Genomic DNA, 23,142 nt, shown 5'->3' with positions numbered 1-23,142 from the left:
GGGTTACTCGGTAAGCGAAGGGTCGTTGAGCGGCGCGGGTAGCAAGGTGCGCTGTTGCACGCGGACCTGGTCGGCACTCATGACCCGCAGGTCGCTGACCAGGCGCAGGCGTCGGCCATGCAGCTCAACATCGATGGTGGCGCGGAACTGGCGGCTGTTGACGCTCAGCCCGCGTGCGGTGATGTCCCGGCCCTGAAGCATGGGATTGGCGAGAAACGCGGCGACCGTCGGGTAGCCCTTGGTCGGGCGGGTCTGGGCCAGGGTCCGGGCGGTCGGCAGATCGATGCCTTCGATGCTGGCCAGCACCAGGGCATCGGCGGTGTTGAGGTTGATGTATCCCGGCTCGTAGGCCGCCACCAGCGGCGCCAGGCGTTGCAGGGTGTCGGGGCCCACCTCCGGCAGTGGCCGCAGTTCACTGATGTCGCTCAGGGGCAAAGGGCGGCCCAGGCGGTCCCGGGGGCGCAGCAGCGCCGCCGGGTCGTGGGGCTTGATCTCGGCCAGGGCCAGCAGGCGCTGGTAGCGGGCGCGAGGAATCACATCATCCTGCACCAGCGTGCTGTTGAGGTTGAGTCGGGAGCCTAGATCGCTGATGTGAATCCTGAGCCTGCCGCCGTCGATCGGGAACGCCGGAGCCGGCCGGGCCCAGTGCTGGCCCAGATGGGTCACCAGCAGGCCGCCTTCGCTACGGGCATCCTCCCGCAATTGGCTGCGGGCCCAGCTCTCGCCGCTCAGGGCCAGTTGCCAGAGCTGCTGGTGCTGCACCAGGTGGCTGCTGCTGGCCAGGCTGAGCCGCTGGCGGGCAAGCATATTGCTCACCACCAGGGTCACCAGGGCGGTGATCAGCAATACGCTGAGCAGGGCGACGCCGCGCTGGGCGCGAGGCTTATTCACCGGGTGCGTCCTCGTCCGCTTCGGCGCCGCCCGGCAACAGGATGACCCGACGGATATTCGGGAAGCCCGGGGCGCTGAGCTCGATGTCCACGGCGGCCGGCAGACTCAGGGCTTCGCCGCTGATGGGCCAGCTGTCGTGGGGCTGGCCCGCAGCGTCGATGAAGCGCAGGTGGATCAGCTCGACACCAGCGAGCAAGGGTTGCGCCTGGCTGATGCTGCCTTGTTCCAGGCCCTGGCTTTCTCGCAGCCACTGGCCGTCGCCGAAGCGGTGGCTGACCTGCACCAGCTCGCTGCGCGGATAGTCCAGGGGGTTGCGCCAGCCGCCGCGCAGCAGGCGCAGCCCCTGGGGCTGGCTGATCAGCGCCTGGCTATGGCTATGGTCGTCCTTGAGGGCGTGGCGCTGCACCTGCACCAGGTCCCGCTCCAGCAGACTCAGGGCCCGTTGCAGGTGGCGCAATTGCAGCTCCTGGGTCTGGATGCGCTGGTCGCTGCGCATCACCCGGTCCAGCAACTGATAGGTCGCCAGCCCCAGGAGGCTGAATATGGCGATCGCTACCACCACCTCCAGCAAGGTGAAGCCGCGCTGGTTCATGGGTTGGCCTCGATGTAACCCAGCAACTGCGCGCGGCTGTATTGCCGGGCCCGTTGCGGGTCCTGCTCGGCCGAAACCCGCAGGTTGACCTTGAGCAGCCGCGAGTCCGGCGCCGCTTCGATCTCGCTGAACAGCCACCAACTGCGCCCGCCAAACTCGACCTGGCGTTGCTGGCGGCCAACGCTGGGCGGCTGCATGCCGCTGCGCAGTTCATTCAGGTAGTTGTCGGCAATCCAGGTGGCCTGGGTGCGTTCGGCCAGGTTGCCGCTGTTGATCGCCACATGCTGGATCGCACTGAACAGCGCAATCGACACCGTGGCGAAAATCGCCAGCGCCACCATGACTTCCAGCAGGGTGAAGCCCCGTTCAGTTCGCGGTTTCAAGTCGGGGCTCCTGTAGGCCGTCGCTGGACAGGACCAGCAGCGGGGTGTTGCGGTGCTCGATCCACAGGCTGAAGGCGCTGGTTTCGTCACTGGACAACACCAGCAGTTGGGGCATGGCGCTGCGGCTGCCGGCCTGGCCCAGGCTCGGGCCGGCTTCGGCCACTTCGAGGCGCAGGCGCAGGTTGGCGGGCAGGGTCTGGCTGCGCCAGTCACGGTCGGCCAGCCATTGCCCTTGTTCATCCAGGCGCAGCACGGAGTAGGCGTCGGGTTCGATGCGCAGGCCGTAGTCGCTGTTGCTCAACACCGCCTGCTGGCGCAGCAGTTGCAGCAGCGCCAGCAGGCGATCGCCTTCACGACGCGCCTGCCGGCTGGCGGAGTCGGGGTTGATCAGGCCGATCATGCCCGCGGACAGGGCGATGATCAGCACCACCACCAGCACTTCGATCAGGGTGAAGCCCTTGTTGTGGGAGCGTTGCACCACTCAGCGGTCCCAGTTGCCGATCTCGGCGTTCAGGCCGTCGCCGCCGAGCTTGCCGTCGGCGCCGAAGGAGAACAGGTCATAACCGCTGCCGCGGGTGCCCGGCAGGCGGTACTGATAGGCGTTGCCCCAGGGATCGATGGGCAGGCGCTTGAGGTAACCGTCGGGGTTCCAGTTGCGCGCCGGCGGGTTGCCGCTGGGCTTGCTGACCAGGGCCTCGAGCCCTTGCTGGCTGCTGGGGTACTGGTGGTTGTCGAGCTTGTAGATGTCCAGGGCCATGGCGATGGCCTTGATGTCGCTCTGGGCGGCGGCGGCCTTGGCCTGATCGGGGCGGCTCATGATCTGCGGTACCACCAGGGCCGCGAGGACCCCGAGAATAACCACCACCACCATGATTTCAATCAGGGTAAAACCGCGTTGCTTGTTCTGAGTCTGCACGTAGGGGGTTCCGGATTCAGGTAATCAGTTGGTTCAGGCTGAGGATCGGCATCAGGATCGCCAGCACGATGATCAGCACCGAGGCCCCCATGAACACCAGCATCGCCGGTTCGAACAGGCCCACCAGCAGGGCGATGCGGTTGGCCAGTTGTTCTTCCTGCTGCTTGGCGGCGCGTTCGAGCATGCTGTCCAGCTCGCCGGAGCGCTCACCGCTGGCGATCATGTAGAGCATCATCGGCGGGAAGCTGCCGTTGAGTTCCAGGGCCCGGGTCAGGCTGATACCTTCGCGTACCCCCCGGACGATGTCTTTCAGACCGGTACGAATTTTCTGGTTGGCCACCACCTCGCTGGCGATGCCCAGGGCGTCCAGCAGCGGCACGCCACTGCGCCCGAGAATCGCCAGGGTGCTGACGAAACGCGTGCAGTTGCTGGCCCGGATCAGCCTTCCCAGCAGCGGCAATTGCAGCACCAGGGCGTGCCAGCGCTCGCGGGTGGCCGGGTTGCGGACGGCGGCGCGGGCGGCCAGCACCAGGGCCGCCAGCAACAGCAGCAGAAGCAGGCCGAAGTCTTGCAGGAAGGCGCTGCTGGCAATCAGGCCCCGGGTCAGCAGCGGCAGTTCCTGACCGCTATCGATGAACACCTTGACCACATCGGGCACCACGAAGCCCAGCAGGAAGCCGACGATGCTCACCGCCGCCAGCATCAGGATGCTCGGATAGAGCATGGCCAGCTGGATCTGCTGGCGGGCCGCCTGCTGGGCTTCGGTGTAGTCGGCCAGGTTCATCAGTACCTGGCCCAGGTGCCCGGAGCGCTCGCCGGCGGCTACCGTGGCCCGGTACAGATCGGGGAAGGCCCGAGGGTAGGCCGCCAGCGCCACGGCCAGGCTGTAGCCTTCCAGTACCTTGGAGCGGATGGCCAGCAGCATGCTCTTGATTCGCTGCTTCTCGCACTGCGCGGCCACCGCCGCCAGTACTTCCTCCAGGGGCAGCGAGGCCTGGACCAGGGTCGACAACTGGCGGGTGAGCAAGGCCAGTTCGGCGCTGCTCAAGCCGCCGCCGGACACCTGCAGCAAGCCTTTGCCACGCACGCGCTTGCTCTGCGCGGCGCTGACCTTGAGGACCACCAGCTGGCGCTCGCGCAACAGTTGCCGGGCATGGCGCGGGCTGTCGGCTTCCACCACGCCGGTGGATTTTTTGCCGGCGGCGCACATGGCCAGGTATTCGTAAGCGGCCATGATCAGTCCCTCTGGGTCACGCGCAGCAGTTCTTCCAGGCTGGTCTGCCCTTGCAACACCATGGCCTGGCCGTCGTCGAACAGACTGGCGCTGTGCTTGCGGGCATGCTCCAGCAGTTGATGCTCGCCGGCGCCGGTGTGGATCAGCTGGCGCAAGGTGTCGTCGAACAGCACCAGTTCATAGATGCCACGGCGCCCGCGATACCCCGAGTGCTGGCAGGCGCTGCAGCCTTTGGGCCGGTACAGCTGCGGCGCGGTATCGGCGCTCAGGCCCAGGCGTTCGCAGGCGGCGGCATCGGCGCTGTGGGGCTCCTTGCACTCCGGGCACAGCAGGCGCACCAGGCGCTGGGACAACACCCCCAGCAGCGAGGTGCAGAGCAGGAAGGGCTCGATGCCCATGTCCACCAGCCGGGTCACCGCGCCGATGGCGCTGTTGGTGTGCAGGGTCGAGAGCACCAGGTGCCCGGTGAGGGACGCCTGCACGGCAATTTCCGCGGTTTCGCGGTCGCGGATCTCGCCCACCATCACCACGTCCGGGTCCTGGCGCAGGATGGCCCGCAAGCCCCGGGCGAAGGTCATGTCGACCTTGGCGTTGACCTGGGTCTGGCCGATCCCGGTCAGGTGGTACTCCACCGGGTCCTCGATGGTGAGGATGTTGCGTTCCAGGCTGTTGAGGCTGGCCAGCCCGGCATACAGCGTGGTGGTCTTGCCGGAGCCGGTGGGGCCGGTGACCAGGAGAATGCCGTGGGGTTTGTGCAGGGCGATCTCCAGGCGCTGGCGCACCGTCTCGTTCATCCCCAAGTGGCTCAGGTTGAGGCGCCCGGCCTGCTTGTCCAGGAGACGCATCACCACTCGCTCGCCGTGGCTGGAGGGCAGGGTCGAAACCCGTACATCCACCTCGTGACCGGCGATGCGCAAGGCGATCCGGCCGTCCTGGGGAATGCGCTTTTCGGCGATGTCCAGCTTGGCCATGACCTTGATCCGCGACACCAGCAAGGTCGCCAGTTCCCGCCGTGGGCGCAGCACTTCACGCAGCAGGCCGTCGACCCGCAGGCGCACCGACAGGTGTTCCTCGAAGGCTTCCAGGTGCACGTCGGAGGCCTTGCTCTTGACCGCCTCGCTGAGGATCGCGTTGATCAGGCGGATGATCGGCGCGTCATCTTCCTGTTCCAGCAGGTCGGTGGTCCTGGGCAGTTGCTCGGCCAGGCTGTTGAGATCGAACTCTTCGTCGAACTGCTCGCCCAGGCCGTCGGCCACCTGCTTGGCGCCGTTCTGCCCGTCGCGGTAGTGGGCGGCCAGGCGCTGGGCGAAGGCCTCGTCGTCCAGCACCTCGCTGCGCAGCAACGAGCCGTTGAAACGGCGCACTTCGGCCACCACCGACAATGGCGTACTGGCGCGGCAATACAGCACCGCGCCACCTTCCTGAGGGTCCAGCACCACGCCGTGGCGGCGCGCGTAGGCAAAGGCCAGACGCGCGTCTTCGGGGCTGGCGATCATGGCTGGCGCTGGGCGCCCGGGGCGCGCATGTCGATCAGGTCCGCATCGCCCTGGCGGTTGGCGTCGAACAGGCGGTTGGCGTCGGCAGGCAACTGGCCGCCGCTCTTGCCGTCCGGGGCGCGCAGCGAGCGCATGTTGTTGTACTTGTGCTGGCTCATCTGCTCGGTGCTGGCGGCGCTGCGCAACAGGGTCGGACGCAGGAACACCATCAGATTGGTCTTCTCGTTGACTTCCTTGCTGCTGCTGAACAGGCGGCCAACCCAGGGAATGTCCCCCAGTAGCGGCACCTTGCTGACCTGGACCTTGACGTTGTCCTTGATCAGCCCGCCGAGGACGATGATCTGCCCGTCGTTGGCCAGGATGGTGCTCTTGACCGAGCGCTTGTTGGTGATCACGTCGCTGGTGTTGATGCCCGGCGGCGCGGCGGCCAGCTCGGAGCTTTCCTGTTCGACGTTCAGGCGCAGGAAGTTGCCTTCGTTGATATGCGGGGTGACCTTGAGGGTGATCCCCACATCCTTGCGCTCCACCGTGGTGAAGGGGTTGCTGGCGCCGGCGGTGTCGGTGGTGTAGGAACCGGTCTGGAACGGCACGTTCTGGCCGACGAGGATTTCCGCCGCTTCGTTGTCCAGGGTCAGCAGGCTCGGGGTGGACAGCAGGTTGTTGTTGGAGTCGCTGGACAGCGCGGTGATCAGCGCGCCGAAGTTGCTGCCGCCGATGCCTATGATCGCGCCATCGGGCAGGTTCGGGCGCTTGTCGTCCTGCAGGTTGTTGAGCAGGGTGCCAATGGACAGGCCGGCGCTGTTGAAATTGCTGGCGGCGGACAGCTTGCCGCGGTTGCCGGCCCATTGCACGCCGAGGGCCTGGTTGATGTCGCCGCTGACCTCGACGATCGCCGCTTCCACCAGCACCTGGGCCCGGGGTCGGTCCAGCTCGTTGATGATGCTTTCGAAGGTTGCCAGCTGGGCCGGCGAGGCCATCAGTACCAGGGCGTTCTGGCTGGTGTCGGCGCTGACCAGTACCGGGCTGTCGGGCTTCTGGCTGTCGCCGCCACGGTTGCCGGATTCCATGCGCTTGCCAATGCCGCTGAGCAGTTCTTCGAGCTTCTTCGCATCGCTGTGGTTGAGCCGGCGCACCCGCGCGGTGTCGCCGACATTGGTCGGCACATCCAGGCTTTGCGCCAGACGCTGCATCTGCTGGCGAACCGGCGCCGGGCCGACCAGGATCAGGCGATTGCTGCGCGAGTCGCCAATGGCCTTGGCGCTGGTCATGGCACTGTTGCTGTCGGCCAGGCTGTCGGTCAGGGTCTTGGCCACCTCGGTGGCCCAGGCGTGCTTGAGTTGCACGATGCTGAACTGCCGGCCACCGGCGTTATCCAGCTCGTTGATCACCAGGCGCACTCGCTCGACGTTGTTGGCGCTGTCGGAAATCACCAGGGCATTGGAGGTGGTGGAGGGCGCCATGTAGGCGTCCGCAGCCACCAGCGGGCGCACCGCGCTGGCCACCTCGCTGGCGTTGGCATTGTTCAGTTCGATGACCTGGGTCACGAACTCTTCGCTGGCACCACTGGGCTCGGCGTGGGCCTTGGTCTTGGCTTCGGCCACCGGCAGGATTAGCACCCGGTCGCCCTGGTCCATGGCGACAAAGCCCTGGCTGCGCAGGGCGGTAAGAAACAGCGAATAGATGCCCTGCTGATCCATGGCGGTGCTGGATTGCACCGTGACCTTGCCGTTCAGGCGAGGGTCCAGAATCATCGTCTTGCCGGTGATCTGGCCCACTTCGTTGACCAGGTCGCGCAGCTCGGCGTCCTTCATGTTCAGGGTCCACTGCTGGGCGGCGGTGGCTTTTTCCGTGGCATGCACGGGATTGATCAGGGTGCCCAGGGTCAGCAGGGACCCGGCGATAAAGGCTCGATTCATGATGCTCCAGGGGATTGCAGAGACGGTTGCAGCAGGCTCCCGCTGCCTGGCTGCGGATGGGGTTGGGCTGTGGCGGCATCCTCTGCCTGCGGGGTCAGCAACGGCGTTTCGTGCAGGGGCAGACTCAGGACCAGCTCTTCGCCGAAGCGTTGCACCCGCACTTGGTCGGTGCCGATCTGGCGCAGGCTGCCGCCGCCCGGCAGGGGCTCGCCGATGCCATAGAAGCGGCGGCCTTCCGGGGATTCGATCAGGGCCCGGGACAGCTCCGGTTGGGCTGCCACCAGGCTGGCCAGCAGGGCCAGGGGCACCCGGGGTTGATCGCTGTTGGGTTCCTGCAGCTGGACGCCGAACAGCCGGGCGATGGCTTGCGGGTCGGGCTGGGCGCGAGCCGGCAACTCCACGGCGGAGGGCGCCTGGTGAGTGGCCGCGTTCAAGCCTTGCCGCAACTGCCAGCTGTCATGGGCCAGCCAGGCCAGCCAGGCACTCAGAAACAACAAGACGCCGGCCATGAGGCCAGCGCGAAGCGAGGGGCGAAGGGAACTCACAAGGACATGCGCCTTAGCAGGTTTTCACCTCGCCAGTGGTGCAGCACCACGGCCGCCATGTGTCCGGCGACCAACAGGGCCAGGGCGATGCAGGCATAGCGGTGAGTGCTGTTGAAAAAGCCGGTGAGCACTGGCTCATGCAGTGGCTGGCTGATCTGCAGCAGGCCGAACAGGTCGATCGGGCGCTCCATCATCAGCACGCCGGTCACCAGCACGACTCCGGTCACGACGTAGAGCGCCAGGTGCCCGGCCTTGGCCAGCAGGTCTGCCAGGGGCTGGCGCGATGCGGGGCGCTGATGGTTCAGGGCGCAGACAATGCGCAGTACGAACAGCGGAATCAGGATGAAGGTCAACGACACATTGATGAAGCCGATGCCCTCGGCGATACCGGTTGGCAGGTCGAACAGGGCGTTGCCGAAACCGCTGAGCGTTGCCCAGAGAATGATCGCGGCGAAGGTCCAGTGCAGCAGCACGTGGATTCTTGAATAGGGGGTTGAGCTCATGGGGGCTTGACCGCTAACAAGGAGCGTGGCGCCGTGGCGCCACGCTCGGGTGGTTGACGCTATGACTTACTTGAGGTTCCAGGCCGACTGCCAGGCGAAACCTACGCCCGGCTCGTAGGCGTTGGAGCCGCTGGTCCACTGGGTGCACCAGCCGGCGACGGCGCCAGGCTTGCACTCATAGGTCTTGCCATCCTTGGGTTGCAGGACCACGGTGCCGGCCTTGTAGGATTTCAGGCCATTGGGGAACACGTAGTCGTACTTGCCGTTGCCGCCTTCGTTGCCACCTTCACCACCGCCGGCTTCGGCCTTGAGGGTGAAGCGGGCGGATTGCTGCAGCACTTCGCCTTTCTTCGAGGTGGCCACGACCACCAGGTCGTAGACCCCGGCGCTGACATTGTTCAGCGGCATGGAGAAGTGCGGGGTGTTGCCGGCCGGCGCCTGCTGGAAGGCCACGCTTTCGCCCTTGGCGTTTAGCACGGTGGCTTTCACGGTGTATTCGCCGTTCTTGGCGATGGCGTTGAAGTGCAGCTCGGTCTTGCCGTCTTTCAGGGTGTATTCGGACTGCATGCCGGTGATGGACAGCTCGCCCGGCTTGGCGGCCTGTTCCTTGTCGATCATCACGTTGACGATGTCGCTGCCTTTCTTGACCAGGATTTCGTTCCTGCCGAAGTTCGGCACCACTTCGTCCTTGTCGTTGAGCAGGCCCATCTGGTAGCCCTGCTTGGCGGCATTGACCTTCTTCGCCAGCTCGTGCGGCCAGACGTCGGCCTTGGCCAGTTCGGCGCTATCGATGTTCAGCACCACTTGCTTGGCGTTGATCTCGCCCTGTGCGTTGAAGACGCGAGTCTTGACCTTGTCGCCGATGCTCAGGGCTTCAGGTTGTACCGCGCCAACGGTGTCCCAGTTCGAAGGGATGACCGCGCCATTGTCGATGTTCAGGTCGACCACGCTGTAGAAGGTGGCGTCGGTGTCGTTGACTTTCCAGGTGGCCAGCAGCACGTGGTAACCGGAGCGGTCAGACGGGATGTTCACGGTGTGATGGGTTTTGCCTTTGGCTGGGGCCGGGACGGTGCCGGACGGCCATGGCTGATCCAGCAGCGGGGTCATTTCGAACGAGTCGCGGGTCAGCGGCTGGTTCGGATTCCAGTCTTTTTTGGTGATGTAGAACTGCCAGTAGCGGGTGGCGTGACCGGCTTCGTAGTGCCAGGTGAAGTTCTGCGGGCCCGGCTTGATGGTGGTCTTGGCCCAGCGGGTAGCACTCTGCTCGTTGATCTGGGAGAAGCGCACCAGGCCGGCGGCGGCGATGGTGCCGTTGGCTGGGCCGCATACCTTGAAGTCGCCGGTGCAGGCCTGGGCGTTGCTTGGAAAGTGCTCGAGATCGTTACGGCCAGGCACGCCGATGTACTCGGTGCTTTGTGGCTCGTACATCACTGGACCGCAGTTGGCGTTCAGTCTGCCGCCATCGGCATGGCACATGAAGGCGCGGGACTTGGGGCTTTCGATGTAGCCGTGGGCGGAGGCTTGCTGGGCGGCCAGTCCGGCGGCGGCCATGGCGATGACGATTGGCAGTTTGAGGAAGGAACGAGTCCGGTTGGAGTTGATCATTGTGTATGCCTTGAGCAATTGAAAAATGAGTGTTGCAGCGCTGCGAGGGGCCGGTGATGGGGCAGTGGGACACCCTGGATGTCCGCTGCTCCGGCAGCCTTGCCAGCGAGCACAGGCTACGTGCTGCTCCCGGGTGTTCACATGGGACGAGTACGAGAGTCGCAAGGCTCTAGAACAAGCATTTGGTGGGTTCGACAGCGGCTCGTGCGGCACTTCGGGTGAGCCTTTTGCGCCTTGTGCGGCGCGGCCTGGCCAGCAAAAAAAATGAGCGTGACGCTTGCGCGTCACGCCCCAAGGAGCAACTGGGGAGTTGCTGGCTTACTTGAGGTTCCAGGCCATCTGCCAGTGAGAACCGGTGCCTGGCTCGTACTGGGTCGCGCCAGCCTTCCACTGCACGCAGTAGCCGCTGTACGGGAACGGCTTGCACTGGTAGGTCTTGCCGTCCTTGGGTTGCAGCACCAGGGTGCCGGCCTTGTAGGACTTCAGGCCCTCAGGGAAGACGTGGTCGTACTTGGCTGGCGTCTCGGGGGTGGTGCCGCCCTCGTTGCCACCGCCGCCCGGGGTTTCCTCAACCTCTGGCTCGGCCTTGAGCTTGAAACTGATGGTCTCTTGCAGCAGCTCGCCTTTCTTCGACTTGGCCACCACCACCAGATCGTACTGGCCCGCCGTCACGCCTTTGAGCGCGAGGCTGAAGTGCGGCGCATTGTTGCCACTGTCGGCTTGCTGGTGAGCGACGGTTTCGCCCTTGGCATTGAGCACGCTGGCGGTGATGGTGAAGTCGCCGTTGAGGGCGATGGCGTTGAAGTGCAGGTCGACCTTGCCGTCCTTCAGGCTGTACTCGGGCTGCATGCCGGAAACCTTCAGTTCAGCCGGCTTGGCGGCCTGTTCCTTGGCGATCAGCACGCTGTTGATGTCACTGTTCTGGTTGACAAAGATGCTGTTCTTGCCGAACTGCGGCACCACCTGGTCCTTGTCGTTGAGTTCACCGATCTGGTAACCGAGCTTGGCCTGGTTGACCTTTTCCGCCAGCGCCTTGGGCCAGACGCTGTCTTTGGCCAGCTCCGCGCTGTCGATGTTCAGGGTGACCTGCTTGGCCGCGAGTTCGCCCTGGTCGTTGAACACCCGGGTCATGACCTTGTCGCCGATGCTCAGGGGCTCGGGCTGGACGGCACCGATGTTCTTCCAGCTCGACGGCGCGACTTCGCTGTTCTCGATGTTCACGTCCACCACCTGATAGAAGGTGTTGGTGTTGTCGCCCACCATCCAGGTGGCCAGGACGATGTGATAGCCGTTGCGGTCGGCCGGAATGTTGACCTTGTGGCTGGTGATGCCGCCGGTCTTGGTCGGCAGGGTGTTGTTCCAGTTGTCGGTCAGCAGCGGCGCCGCTTCGAACGAATCACGGGTCAGCGGCTGGTTGGGATTCCAGTCTTTCTTGGTGATGTAGAACTGCCAGTTGCGGGTGGCGTGCACTGCGGTGTAGCGCCAGTCGAAGGTGTTCAGCCCGGGCTTGATATTGACCTTGGTCCAGCGGCTGGCGGTCTGCTCGTTAAGCGCGGCGAAGTTGCGCAGGCCACCGGAGGCAATGGTGCCGTTGGCGGGGCCGCACTGGGTGAACGCGCCGTGGCAGGCTTGGGCCGTGCTGGGGAAGCCGTCGCGGCTGCCGTTGGCCAGGTATTCGACGCTCTGTGGCTCGTAGGCCACCGAACCGCAGTTGCTGTTCAGGTTGCCGCCTTTGGCGCTGCACATGTACGAGCGGGACTTGGGGTTTTCGATATAGCCGTGCGCCGCCGCCTGTTGCGCGCTGAGCGCCGCCATGCCGATGGCCATCGCCAGCGGAAGCTTGAGGAATGAATGGAAGGTATGCCGCGTGATCATCGATTGTTCCCTGATTGGACGTTATTGGATTCAACAAGCAATCGAGAGCTGGCGTAGCGACTCATCGGGAGTCTGGCGCCATTGACTGTCAGTGCTCGAAAGCCGGCGCAAGGTTAGGCAGCAGGGGGCGGCGGTTGAATGAGACAAGTACGAGAGTGGCGCCGGGGCCGGGGCGGGCAGCCCGGCACCGGCGTCCGCTTCAGGGCGGCGAACCCTGGGCCTGGGGTGTCTGGGGCTGGGGGTCGCTGTCGGCGTCGGATGCTTCGCGCAAGCTGGCCAGCTGCTGTCGGGCCTCGGCGTACACCTGCTCCATGGCATTGAGCAGTGCCTGCTGGCAACTGCGCACCGACGCTGGATGGCCGGGGTCGACCTTTCTCAGGGCCTCGCAGGTTCTGGTCATGTCCGGCGCGTTGATCAGGCAGGCCACGCCGCTCAGGCGATGGGTCAGGTCGTTGATCAGGTGCGGGGTATTGGCCAGGACGCAGGTGCGCAGTTCGGCGATTTCCTGCTGCAGGTTCTTGGTCAGTTCGTTGAGGATGCGCCGATGCAGGGTCGGACTGTTTTCTCCCAGGTCCTTGAGGTGGTCGATGTCGAAGGCGCGCACCCGCTCTTCGCCGGCCCCGGTGTGACTGCCCAGCACTTCCTGCAGGCGGGCCAGGGTCACCGGCTTGATCATCAGGTCGTTCATCCCGGCGTTGGAGCATTGGGTCGCTTCGTTGCTCAGGGCGCTGGCGGTGTAGCCGACGATCAGCCGCGGCTTGGCCCCGCTCTGTTGTTCGGCTTCTCGCACCGCCCGGGCCAGGCTGTAGCCGTCCATGCCCGGCATGTTGCAGTCGCTGATCAACACGTCGTAATGGCGGTGGCGCAGCAGCTGCAGGGCTTCTTCGCCACTGCTGACGTGTTCGGCAAAGTGGCCGATGCGCTCCAGCTGCAGGGTCAGTACCAGGCCGTTGGTAGAGACATCGTCCACCACCAGCACCCGCAAGGCTTTGCCGGTGATCGGTGGCACTTCCGGTGTCTGCGCCACTTCCACGTTGGTCGTCTGCCAGCTCACCGGCAGTTCGACGTGGATGCAGCAGCCTTGGCCGGGCTCGCTTTCCAGCCAGATGCGCCCGCCCATCAGTTGCACCAGCTGATGGCAGATGCTCAGGCCCAGGCCCGAGCCGCCGTACAGGTGGGCGGTGCGCGCGGTGGCCTGGCGATAGGGCTCGAAAATCCCCGCCTGGTTGGCCAGGGGAATGCCGATGCCGGTATCGCGCACGCTCAGGGTCAGCAGGCTGCTGTCGCCCTGCACATGGGTTTCGCGCAGGGTGACCTGGATGTGGCCGCGGTCGGTGAACTTCAAGGCATTGCTCAAGAGGTTGTGCAGAATCTGCTGCAGGCGCAGCGAGTCGACCCAGTACAGCCGGCTGGGGCTGGCCTGATAGTCGAAATTCAGCTGCAGGCGTTTCTCCCGGGCTTGTACGGCAAACAGTCCCAGGCCATTGGCGAGCAGGGGTTCCAGGGCGGTGGGGTGGGGTGCCAGTTGCATCAGGCCACTCTCTATTTTGTCCAGGTCCAGGATGTTGCCGATCAGGTCGATCATCGAGGTCGCCGATTGCTGGGCCACCCGCAGGTTGTGCGAGGGTGTCTGGCTGGCGCTGGTTTCCAGCTCCAGCAGGCCCACCAGGGCATTGAGCGGGGTGCGCAACTCATGGCTCATGGAGGCGAGAAACTCGCTCTTGGCGGCGCTGGCCTTCTGCGCGATCTGCTTGGCCTCGCGCAACTTGAGTTCCAGGTTCTTGCGCTCGGAGATGTCCAGCCAGCCCCCCAGCAACCCCTGCAGCACCCCGCGGGCGTTGTAGAACGGCACCAGCCACTGATAGAGGCAGTACTGCTGCTCCTTGATCCACAGGCTGGTGTCGAGAAAGCGTGGCCGGTGATTGGCCAGCAGCAGTTGATGTTCCTCTTGCAGCACTTCGGCGAAGTCTCGCGGCATGTTCGGCTGCTCGGTGGGCAGGCAGCCCTCGACCTGTTCCTGGGAGGTGGCGAAGAACTCCTCGTAGGCGCGGTTGCAGGTGCTCAGCCGGCCGTCCAGGTCGCAGACATACAGCGGCGTCGGCAGACCGTTGAGCAGGGAAAACTGGAAGGCCAGCTTGTCCTGTAGGCGGGTCTGCACGCAGATGGTTTCCCGCACCTGGATCTTCAGGCGCCAGTTCCAGATCAGCGACAGCACGAAGATGATCAGGATCACCACGCCCACATGCCAGGCCTGCTCGGCGACCCAGCTCCAGAGCGCGGCGCTGGACTGCTGTTCGGCGATCAGCTGGATGTCGCTTTGCGGGTTCCTGGCCATGGAATCGAGCAGCTTGTCGAGCACGCTCAGCAACTCCCTGGAGCCTGGGGCCGCGGCAAAGCGGTGGGGCGTGGGCAGGGCGTCGAAGGCCAGACCGAACTGCAGCCCGGAGCCGGACAGCGCTTCGGTGCCCACCGGGGTGTCCAGGGTGGCATCGACCTGACGTTGCAGCACCAGGTTCAGGGCCTGGCGATGATCGTCGGTGAGCAGCAGATGGATGTCCGGGTAGCGCTGTTTCAGGTGTTCGAGCAGCGGGTGGTTGCGCGGCAGCGCCAGTTGCCGCCCCAGCATGGCGTCCAGGGAGCTGGGAGAGCTGTCGCCATGACGCACCACAAAGGCCCAGTTGCGGGTGCCGTAGCTCTGGCTCAGGCCGATGCCCCGGGCGTTGTCGGGCAGACCCAGGTCGCGGGTGGTCAGGTCGGCGCTGCCGGCGGCCAGCTGTTCCAGGTCGCCGGCCCGGGAAAGACTGGGCTGAATGTTGAGTTGCAGGCGGAACGAGCTGGCCAGGGTGCGCAGGATATCGATGCTCAGTCCGGCCCATTGGCCCTCGGCATTGCGGTAGATGTAGGGCGGCGCTTCCTCGGCCAGCAGATTGATCTGCCGGTGTGCGGTGAGCCAGTTCAGCTCGCCGGGAGTCAGGGAAAAGGACTCGGTCGGGGCGAAGGGAAAGGGCTCCTGGCTCGACTGGTTCTGGATCCGCCGCTTGTGCTCCTCGGGAATGGCGTTGAGTACGTAGTCGATCAGTGCCCGCAGGGTGGCGTCCTCATGGCGCACGGCGAAGGCGAAGCCGGCGTCGGGCAGCTGTGGATAGAACTTGCTGTGCAGCCGCAGGTCCGGGCGGGCCTGCATGTACAGGGTGGTGCGGAAGCGATCGCTGATAAAGGCGTCGGCCTGTTTGCCGGCCAGTTGCTCAAGGGCCAGGGCAGTGGTGTGCACGCCGCTGATGTCGGCCCGGGGATAGGTCTTGCGGACGGTCTCAAGGTCCAGGTAGTTGTCCAGCACCAGGACCCGCTTGCCTTCCAGGTCCGGTGGCAGGCTCTTGTCGTTGATGCGCCCGACGATGATCGGCTGGTTGTTCAGGTACGGACGGCTGAGGGCCAGGCCGGGGTTCTGCGCTTCAAGCGCGGTGGCCCGGGGCAGCAGGTCGATACGGTGTTCGAGCAGGGCCCGGATCGCGTCCTGGGGCGAGGCTAGCTCGACGTACTCGAAGCGCAGGCCCAACTGCTTGCCGATGAGCTTGAGGTACTCGTCGGAGATCACCTTGAGCACCTGGTTACCGGCACTTTCCAGGGGCCGCTCGGGAGGCACGATGGTCGCTACCCGCAGCACCTTGTGGGGCAGGGTGCTGCGCATGTCGAGCAGCCGGGCCAGCGACGGATTGCCCGGCTCCTGCGGCTCGGTGCAGTGGGCGGGCAGGCTGAAGAACAGGCTGACCAGGACCATGAAGCTGAACAGCAGGCAGACACGGATCAGCCTCCAGAACTGGGGGGGACGGGAAATCAGGGGCATAGGGGGGAAGCTCCGGAGTTTTGAGGACCGCTCAGCTCAGGCCATGTTCCTGGATGTACAGGAACAGGCTGGCCGAGGTGTCCAGGCCAAGCTTGCGCATGGCGCTGCTCTTTTGCGTGCTGATCGTCTGTTTGCTGCGGCACAGGTGCTGGGCGATGGCGCCGATGCTCATGCCGGTGCCATACAGGCGCAGCACCTCGATCTCCCTGGCCGACAACTGTTCGGGCTGCAGCAGCGGCTTGCCATGCAGGGCGGTGCTGGTGTCCAGCAGATGCTGGATCGACGGCGACACGAAGGGCGCACGCGGGTTGGCGGCAATCGCCTTGGGCAGGTCGTTGAGCAAGCCACGCTTGCTCACCAGCCCCTGGATGCCGAGTTTGAGCAGGCTGCTGATCAGCGCCGGGTTGTCGAGCATGGTGATCACCACGATGGCCAACTCCGGGTAGCGTGAACGCAGGCGTCTGATCAGACGAATCCCATCCACCTGATCGCCGCCGGGCATCATCAGGTCGGTCAGCAGCAGGTCGCAGGGTTGGCGCTGCAGGTTCTCCAACAGGGTTTCCACGCTGTGGGCCTGGGCAACGATCTCCAGTTCGGCGCGGTTTTCCAGCAGGGTATGTATCCCAATCAGGGTCAAGGGATGGTCATCGGCTATCTGCACGCGGATCGGCATGGGTTCTTGTACTCGGCTTTTCGACAGGCATGAGCCCACGACAATGCGCAGCTTCCGCAAAGGAGCAGGCATTTTGCTAGTGGGGTCGTCAGAGGATTCGCAGGGTATCACTGAAATTGACGCCAAAAAGACGTCCGGGGGATTTTAAGAATCGTCTTATGCCTAAGGGGAAACTTTCTGAAAAGAGGCCCGGAAGTCAGGTGTTTTTTTGTAAGAAAAGCCTCTAGAACGGCCTTTTCATCCCACAGTTCCAGGCCTGTTCCAGGGGCATTTTCCAGGGTGAAAAAGCCCCTTTCACGGGGTTAATTCATGGGCGGCAAACGTCGCTTGATCGGCGATTTCTTGATGATCGCGGTGTTGGTTTCGGCGTCATGGTTGAGACGGTCGAGCAAGCGGTCCAGCTGTTCCATGGAGCGTACCTGCAAGCGAGCGATAAAGCAGTCGTCACCGGTGACCTTGTCGCATTCGGTGAACTCGGCAATCGCCAGGATCTGCCGCTCCACCTCCTGCAGGCGGCCCGGCAGCGGACGAATCCGGACAATCGCCTGCAATTGATAGCCCAGGGACTTGGGGTCGATTTCCAGGGTATAGGCGGTGATAACGCCGCGTTCTTCGAGCTTTTTCAAGCGTTCGGCCACGCTGGGGGCGGACAGCCCGCTGATCTGCGCCAGGGCCTTGAGGGAGCGGCGGGAGTCCTGCATCAGGGCACTGATCAGGGCCTGGTCAATGGCGTCGAGCATGGCAACCTCGTTAGGTGAATGGGCGTTTATGCCTTGATAAAAAAGGCCTGAATGCATACTAGCCCAGGTTTTGAACTGGCGATGGCCGTGTGCCGCTGGGCATAATTTGGCCACTGTCAGAGGAGATTGATGATGGATGCACTGACCCGTCGCGGATCACTGGAAATGACCGCCGCGATGCTGATTTCCGGAACCATTGGCTGGTTCGTCCTGGTGTCCGGACAACCGGTGCTGGACGTGGTGTTCTGGCGTTGCCTGTTCGGTGCCGGCGCGTTGCTGCTGATTTGCGGCGCTTTCGGTTTTTTTCGAAGGAATATTCTGACTCGACGCAGCCTGTTTCTGGCGGTGCTCAGCGGCGTGGCGATTGTCGGCAACTGGGTGCTGCTGTTCGGCTCCTACTCCCGGGCCTCGATCGCCATCGGCACCGCGGTGTACAACGTCCAGCCGTTCATTCTGGTGGCCCTGGGCGCGTTGTTTCTGGGAGAGAAGATCACCCCGCAGAAACTGGTCTGGCTGAGCCTGTCCTTTGCCGGGATGCTGGCCATCGTCAGCGCCCATGGCAGCGCAGGCGAAGCCGGCAGCGACTACCTGCTGGGCATCGCCCTGGCCCTGGGCGCGGCGTTGCTCTATGCCTTCGCCGCGCTGCTGATCAAGCGCCTGAGCGGTACGCCGCCACACCTGATCGCGCTGATCCAGGTCTGTACCGGAGTCTTGCTGCTGGCGCCTTGGGCCAACCTGGCCGAGCCACCCCAGCAGGCCACGGCCTGGGCCAGCCTGCTGACCCTGGGCATCGTGCATACCGGGGTGATGTATGTGCTGTTGTATGGGGCGATCCAGAAACTGCCAACGGCGCTGACCGGCGCCTTGTCCTTCATCTATCCGATCGCGGCGATCTTGGTCGACTGGCTGGCCTTCGGGCATCGCCTGGGGTTGTTGCAGTGGCTGGGCGTCGCCGCGATTCTGCTGGCCGCCGCCGGCATGCAGCAGGGCTGGACCCTCAAGCGCCGGCGCAGGGTTTTGCAATGAGCAGCGGGGCGGCAGGGCGGGGGCCGGCAATGGCTTGCACGCCAGCTGGCCCGGGCGCCCGCGTCGCGTCTGTGCCGGTCGGCGCCTGAGCTTGACAGGCCGGGGCGCAGCGCTAGCTTTTATCCAGTGTCGGCACAGTTGCCACGCACTACCCCCCTGTGATCCAGGCCCCTGGCAGCCCGCCCGGGTACGCCTCGACCATCCGCAACCACCGACTCGCGTCGTGCCGGGTCGGCCCTGGAGCGATCATGAGCACTCGACGCAAGGTTCCCGGAATCCGCAACTACGATGGTCCCGCCGGTGGCTGGGGCGCGCTCAAGGCCACCGCCACGGCGGTGCGCGAACAGATGGACGCGCTCAAGGCGCCCCTGACCCTGATGCGCACCAACCAGCCCGATGGCTTTGACTGCCCGGGCTGCGCCTGGCCGGACAAGGAGCACAAGTCGACCTTCCAGTTCTGTGAAAACGGCGCCAAGGCGGTGACCTGGGAAGCCACCAACAAACGGGTGACCCCGGCCTTCTTCGCCGAGCATCCGCTGACTTCGCTGCTGCAGCGTTCCGACTATCAGCTCGAAGACCTGGGCCGCCTCACCGAGCCCCTGATCTATGACCGCGCCAGCGACACCTTCAAGCCGGTGGCGTGGCAGGCGGCGTTCGAGCGTATTGGCCAGATCCTGCAGGGCCTGCAGCCCGAGCAGGTGGAGTTCTACACCTCCGGCCGCGCCTCCAACGAAGCGGCCTACCTGTACCAGCTGTTCGCTCGGGAATACGGCAGCAACAACTTCCCCGACTGCTCGAACATGTGCCACGAACCCACCAGCGTCGGTTTGCCCCGCTCCATCGGCATCGGCAAGGGCACGGTGTCCCTGGAGGATTTCGACCTTTGCGAGCTGATCATTTCCATCGGCCACAACCCGGGCACCAACCACCCGCGGATGATGGGCACCCTGCATGAAGCCTCGCGGCGCAAAGTGCCGATCATGGTCTTCAACCCGCTGCGCGAGCGCGCCCTGGAGCGCTTCGCCGACCCGCAGAACATGGTGGAAATGGCCACCTACGGCTCGACCCGCATCGCTTCGTCCTACTTCCAGGTCAAGGCCGGCGGCGATGCGGCGGCAATCAAGGGCATCATGAAGGCCCTGCTGGCCCTGGAGGACAGCCTCGGGCAAGTCCTCGACAAGTCGTTCATCGCCGAGCACACCCAGGGTTTCGAGGCCCTGGCGGCGGACCTGCACGCCACCGCCTGGGCGGACATCGAGCAGGCCAGCGGCCTGCACCAGGCGGACCTGGAAATGGTCGCCGCGGCCTACGCCAAGTCCAATGCCACCATCGTCACCTACGGCATGGGCATCACCCAGCACAACGAAGGCACGGCCAATGTGCGGCTGATCTGCGACCTGCTGATGCTGCGCGGCAACCTGGGCAAGCCGGGGGCCGGCATCTGTCCGTTGCGCGGCCACTCCAACGTGCAGGGCAACCGCACCGTGGGCATCACCGAGAAGCCGGCGCAGGCCTTTCTCGACAAGCTCCAGCAGACCTTCGGCTTCACGCCGCCTTCGGCCCATGGCCACGATGCGGTGCAGGCCATGCAGGCGATGATCGACGGCAGGGCCAAGGCGCTGCTGTGCCTGGGGGGCAACTTCGCCGTGGCCCTGCCGGACCCGGGCCAGTGTTTCCCGGCCATGGCCCGGCTCGACCTGAGCGTGCACGTGGCCACCAAGCTCAACCGCAGCCATTTGCTGGTGGCCAGGGAGACCTTCATCCTGCCCTGCCTGGGCCGCACCGAGCTGGATCTGCAGGACGGCCTGCGCCAGGCCATCACCGTGGAGGACTCGATGTCCATGGTCCACGCCTCGGCGGGCAAGCTGACCCCGGCGTCGCCGTTGCTGCTCTCGGAACCGGCGATTGTCGCCGGCATGGCCAAGGCCACGCTGCCCGGCAGCCGCGTGCCCTGGCTGGAACTGGTGGCCGACTACGACAAGATCCGCGACCTGATCGAACAGACGGTGCCCGGCTTCGACGACTACAACGCCCGCATTCGCGTACCAGGCGGCTTCCGCATGCCCCTGGCGGCGGCCGAACGGCAGTGGCTGACACCCTCGGGCAAGGCCGAGTTCTTCGTCTTCCCCGGGCTGCACGAGGACAAGGAAGTGGACGGCGCCGATGTGCTGCGGCTGATCACCCTGCGCAGCCATGACCAGTACAACACCACCATCTACGCCCTGGACGATCGCTATCGCGGGGTGTTCGGCCGTCGCGACGTGCTGTTCATCAGCCCCGGAGATCTGGCCGCCCGTGGCCTGGCCCACGGTGACCTGGTGGACATCGAGACGGTCATCGGCGGGCGTCGGCTGCGCTACGAAAACATCACCGCCATCGAGTACAAGATCGCCCCGGGCACCGTGGGCGCCTATTACCCCGAGGCCAACCGCCTGGTGCCCCTGGACTACCTGGATGTGGACAGCGGCACGCCGTCCTACAAATCGGTGCCGGTGCGGGTGATGCGCTCGACCCTGGGCTGACCGGCTCCACGAGGGGCCGGGTGAGGGTGCGGGTGTGCGGCGGGAGGTCCTCAGGCACTGTCCTGCGGACCTTGGTGCCGCCTCGGCCGCGACTCCACGGACGACGAGGTGATGCAGGCCAGATCATGGTTGCCGCGGGGGCGGCGCAATCTGCTATTTTCCTGTCGGTGATTTTTCCGACCGCAGCCCGTGGAACCCACAATGACCCAGTCTTCCTCCCTGGCCGAGCGCAAGCCCGAGCCGCAAGCCATCTGCAATCCCATCACCCGCAGTGCAATTTTCATCGTCGCCACCCTGGCCCCCGGTGCCGCTGCCGCGCAAACCCTGCGTGACTGGTGCGCCGACGTCGCCGCGCTGACCCGTTCGGTGGGCAAGCGCGTGCCGGGGGGCAATCTGTCCTGTGTCTGCGGGTTTGGCTCCGAAGCCTGGGACCGGCTGTTCGGCGGTCCGCGGCCGGCGTCGCTGCACCCGTTCATGGAGGTGGGCGTGGAGGGGCGGCGCGCGCCGTCGACCCCCGGTGACCTGTTGCTGCACATCCGCGCCGAGCAGATGGACCTGTGCTTCGAGCTGGCCACGCAACTGCTCAAGCCCCTGGGGCAGGCGGTCACGGTGGTGGACGAAGTCCAGGGCTTTCGCTATTTCGACATGCGCAGCATGGTCGGCTTCGTCGACGGCACCGAGAACCCGGAAGGCCGCGAGGCGGTGGATTTCACCCTGATCGGCGACGAGGATCCGTCGTTCTGCAATGGCAGCTATGTGCTGGTGCAGAAGTACCTGCACAACATGACGGCCTGGAACCAACTGACGGTGGAAGCCCAGGAACGCATCATCGGCCGTACCAAGCTGTCGGATATCGAGCTCGATGAGTCGGTCAAGCCCAGTTGCTCCCACAGCTCGCTGACCACCCTGGAAGAGAACGGCGAGGAGGTGAAGATCCTGCGCGACAACATGCCCTTTGGCCGTCCTGGGGCCGGCGAGTTCGGCACTTACTTCATCGGCTACGCCCGTTCGCCACGCCCTGTGGAGCAGATGCTGGAAAACATGTTCGTCGGTCGCCCGGCGGGCAACTACGATCGCCTGCTGGACTTCAGCACGGCCGTCACCGGCGGGCTGTTCTTCGTGCCTTCCGCCGATCTGCTGGAACAGCTGGCCGAGCGCGCGCCGACCGGCCAATAACCGCAAAACCCCGACCCGCTGCTGCGGGCCGGGGTTTCAGCGGTGAGCGCCCATCCTCAGTGGCTGTGCATGCCGGCAGCCTGCATCAGCAGGCGCAGCAGGCCGGCCACCAGCCCCAGGCCGAGGACGCTGGCCAGCCAGAGGCCGAGCATCCACAGCAGGCGCGACAGGGTCTTTGCTCGATCAATGGTAGCCATCGCCAATCCTCACTTTGCCGCGGAACACGTAGTAGCTCCAGCAGGTGTACATCAGGATGATCGGCAGGATGAACAGGGTGCCGATCAGGATGAACAGCTGGCTGGTCAGGGGCGATGCCGCGTCCCACAGGCTGATGGACGGCGGCACGATGTTTGGCCAGATGCTCAACGCCAGGCCGATGTAGCCGAGGAACACCAGCACCAGGGTGAACACGAACGGCCAGTGGGAATGATGCTGGCGCAAGGTCCCCAGCAGCCCGCACAACGCCAGCAGGCCCAGCACCGCCAACGCGCCGAAGATCACCACATGGGCATGGCTGAACCAGCGGGTGGCGATGTCCGGGTGCAGCACTGGGGTCCAGACGCAGAGCACCGCCACCACCGCCATCAGCGCGAACGCCAGGGGCCGGGTGTAGTGGCGCATGCGCGCTTCGAGCATGCCCTCGGTCTTGACCAGCAGCCAGGTGCTGCCCAGCAGTGCGTAGGCCACGATCAGTCCCAGGCCGCAGAACAGCGGGAAGGGCGCCAGCCAGTCCAGGGCGCCGCCGGCGAACTGCCGGTTGAGCACCGGGATGCCGCTGATGTAGGTGCCGATGACAATGCCCTGGCACAGGGTCGCCAGCAGCGAGCCGCCGATAAACGCCCAGTCCCAGATAGGCCGCTGTTCGGGGCTCGCCTTGAAACGGAACTCGAAGGCCACGCCGCGGAAGATCAGCCCCGCCAGCATGAAGATCAGCGGCAGGTACAGGGCTTCGAGGATCACCGAGTAGGCCAGGGGGAAGGCCCCGTACAGCGCCGCGCCACCGAGGATCAGCCAGGTTTCGTTACCGTCCCAGACCGGGGCCACGGTGTTCATCATCACGTCCCGTTCCCGGGCATCGGGGATCAGCGGAAAGAGAATCCCCAGCCCCAGGTCGAAGCCGTCCATGATCACGTACATCATCACCCCGAAGGCAATGATCACGCCCCAGATCAACGACAGGTCTATGCCTTGAATCGTCATGTCGA

Annotated in this window: 20 protein-coding genes; 3 read left to right on the top strand and 17 right to left on the bottom strand. The window is 65.0% G+C overall.

The window, feature by feature from the left end:
- Positions 1-3: 3 nt before the first annotated feature.
- The 15 genes from gspK to DNK59_RS11020 all read right to left on the bottom strand — a co-directional run bounded on the left by gspK (position 4) and on the right by DNK59_RS11020 (position 17,213).
- Positions 4-891 carry a type II secretion system minor pseudopilin GspK gene (gene gspK, locus DNK59_RS11090; protein ID WP_158288750.1) on the bottom strand — a complete coding sequence of 296 codons (888 nt, stop codon included), beginning with the start codon at positions 889-891 and terminating at the stop codon, positions 4-6.
- Positions 884-1,483, bottom strand: a complete 600-nt coding sequence (gene gspJ / locus DNK59_RS11085; protein WP_110723216.1) for a type II secretion system minor pseudopilin GspJ — start codon at positions 1,481-1,483, stop codon at positions 884-886. Before gspJ ends, gspK begins: the two co-directional genes overlap by 8 nt.
- Positions 1,480-1,866 carry a type II secretion system minor pseudopilin GspI gene (gene gspI, locus DNK59_RS11080; RefSeq protein ID WP_256596333.1) on the bottom strand — a complete coding sequence of 129 codons (387 nt, stop codon included), beginning with the start codon at positions 1,864-1,866 and terminating at the stop codon, positions 1,480-1,482. The genes gspJ and gspI overlap by 4 nt, the downstream gene beginning before the upstream one ends.
- A complete protein-coding gene (gene gspH, locus DNK59_RS11075; protein ID WP_167365648.1) occupies positions 1,850-2,344 on the bottom strand; it encodes a type II secretion system minor pseudopilin GspH in 495 nt (164 codons plus the stop codon). Before gspH ends, gspI begins: the two co-directional genes overlap by 17 nt.
- 3 nt (positions 2,345-2,347) lie before the next feature.
- On the bottom strand, positions 2,348-2,782 hold the full coding sequence (gene gspG, locus DNK59_RS11070; RefSeq protein WP_092313500.1) for a type II secretion system major pseudopilin GspG: 435 nt from the start codon (positions 2,780-2,782) through the stop codon (positions 2,348-2,350).
- A gap of 16 nt (positions 2,783-2,798) precedes the next feature.
- Entirely contained in the window at positions 2,799-4,016 is a 1,218-nt protein-coding gene (gene gspF / locus DNK59_RS11065) for a type II secretion system inner membrane protein GspF (RefSeq protein WP_110723215.1), read from the bottom strand.
- A gap of 2 nt (positions 4,017-4,018) precedes the next feature.
- Positions 4,019-5,512, bottom strand: coding sequence for a type II secretion system ATPase GspE (gene gspE / locus DNK59_RS11060; RefSeq protein ID WP_110723214.1), 1,494 nt, complete (start codon positions 5,510-5,512; stop codon positions 4,019-4,021).
- Positions 5,509-7,428: a type II secretion system secretin GspD gene (gspD, locus tag DNK59_RS11055; RefSeq protein ID WP_110723213.1), complete on the bottom strand. Its 1,920-nt coding sequence runs from the start codon at positions 7,426-7,428 to the stop codon at positions 5,509-5,511. The genes gspE and gspD overlap by 4 nt, the downstream gene beginning before the upstream one ends.
- Positions 7,425-7,925 carry a type II secretion system protein N gene (locus tag DNK59_RS11050; protein ID WP_158288748.1) on the bottom strand — a complete coding sequence of 167 codons (501 nt, stop codon included), beginning with the start codon at positions 7,923-7,925 and terminating at the stop codon, positions 7,425-7,427. The genes gspD and DNK59_RS11050 overlap by 4 nt, the downstream gene beginning before the upstream one ends.
- Before the next feature lie 44 nt (positions 7,926-7,969).
- Positions 7,970-8,476, bottom strand: coding sequence for a cytochrome b/b6 domain-containing protein (locus DNK59_RS11045; protein WP_110723211.1), 507 nt, complete (start codon positions 8,474-8,476; stop codon positions 7,970-7,972).
- A gap of 66 nt (positions 8,477-8,542) precedes the next feature.
- Positions 8,543-10,081, bottom strand: coding sequence for an N-acetylglucosamine-binding protein GbpA (gene gbpA / locus DNK59_RS11040; RefSeq protein ID WP_110723210.1), 1,539 nt, complete (start codon positions 10,079-10,081; stop codon positions 8,543-8,545).
- A 318-nt stretch (positions 10,082-10,399) separates the two neighbouring features.
- The gene (gene gbpA, locus DNK59_RS11035; RefSeq protein WP_110723209.1) at positions 10,400-11,956 is read right to left on the bottom strand and encodes an N-acetylglucosamine-binding protein GbpA; all 1,557 of its coding nucleotides are present in this window, start codon (positions 11,954-11,956) and stop codon (positions 10,400-10,402) included.
- 199 nt (positions 11,957-12,155) lie between these two features.
- Positions 12,156-15,800 (bottom strand): ATP-binding protein, encoded by a 3,645-nt coding sequence (locus tag DNK59_RS11030; protein WP_110723208.1) that lies wholly within the window; start codon positions 15,798-15,800, stop codon positions 12,156-12,158.
- A 31-nt stretch (positions 15,801-15,831) separates the two neighbouring features.
- Positions 15,832-16,473, bottom strand: a complete 642-nt coding sequence (locus DNK59_RS11025) for a response regulator transcription factor (protein ID WP_060840035.1) — start codon at positions 16,471-16,473, stop codon at positions 15,832-15,834.
- A gap of 302 nt (positions 16,474-16,775) precedes the next feature.
- On the bottom strand, positions 16,776-17,213 hold the full coding sequence (locus tag DNK59_RS11020; protein ID WP_016963354.1) for an Lrp/AsnC family transcriptional regulator: 438 nt from the start codon (positions 17,211-17,213) through the stop codon (positions 16,776-16,778).
- A 132-nt stretch (positions 17,214-17,345) separates the two neighbouring features.
- On the opposite strand from DNK59_RS11020, the gene DNK59_RS11015 reads away from it, so the two are divergent.
- From DNK59_RS11015 to DNK59_RS11005, 3 genes are all read left to right on the top strand, one after another.
- Positions 17,346-18,239 carry a DMT family transporter gene (locus DNK59_RS11015; protein ID WP_110723207.1) on the top strand — a complete coding sequence of 298 codons (894 nt, stop codon included), beginning with the start codon at positions 17,346-17,348 and terminating at the stop codon, positions 18,237-18,239.
- A 248-nt stretch (positions 18,240-18,487) separates the two neighbouring features.
- Positions 18,488-20,761: an FdhF/YdeP family oxidoreductase gene (locus DNK59_RS11010; protein WP_110723206.1), complete on the top strand. Its 2,274-nt coding sequence runs from the start codon at positions 18,488-18,490 to the stop codon at positions 20,759-20,761.
- Between the two features lie 201 nt (positions 20,762-20,962).
- A complete protein-coding gene (locus DNK59_RS11005) occupies positions 20,963-21,937 on the top strand; it encodes a Dyp-type peroxidase (RefSeq protein ID WP_092313533.1) in 975 nt (324 codons plus the stop codon).
- A 56-nt stretch (positions 21,938-21,993) separates the two neighbouring features.
- On the opposite strand, the gene DNK59_RS11000 is transcribed toward DNK59_RS11005, so the two are convergent.
- Both DNK59_RS11000 and cydB read right to left on the bottom strand, forming a co-directional pair.
- On the bottom strand, positions 21,994-22,134 hold the full coding sequence (locus DNK59_RS11000; protein ID WP_092313536.1) for a DUF2474 family protein: 141 nt from the start codon (positions 22,132-22,134) through the stop codon (positions 21,994-21,996).
- A complete protein-coding gene (gene cydB, locus DNK59_RS10995; RefSeq protein ID WP_110723205.1) occupies positions 22,121-23,137 on the bottom strand; it encodes a cytochrome d ubiquinol oxidase subunit II in 1,017 nt (338 codons plus the stop codon). Before cydB ends, DNK59_RS11000 begins: the two co-directional genes overlap by 14 nt.
- Positions 23,138-23,142 lie beyond the last annotated feature (5 nt).

The sequence above is a fragment of the Pseudomonas sp. TKO26 genome, assembly GCF_003225665.1.
Taxonomy (GTDB): Bacteria; Pseudomonadota; Gammaproteobacteria; order Pseudomonadales; family Pseudomonadaceae; genus Aquipseudomonas; species Aquipseudomonas saponiphila.
This window is presented reverse-complemented; position numbering and strand designations above follow the sequence as displayed.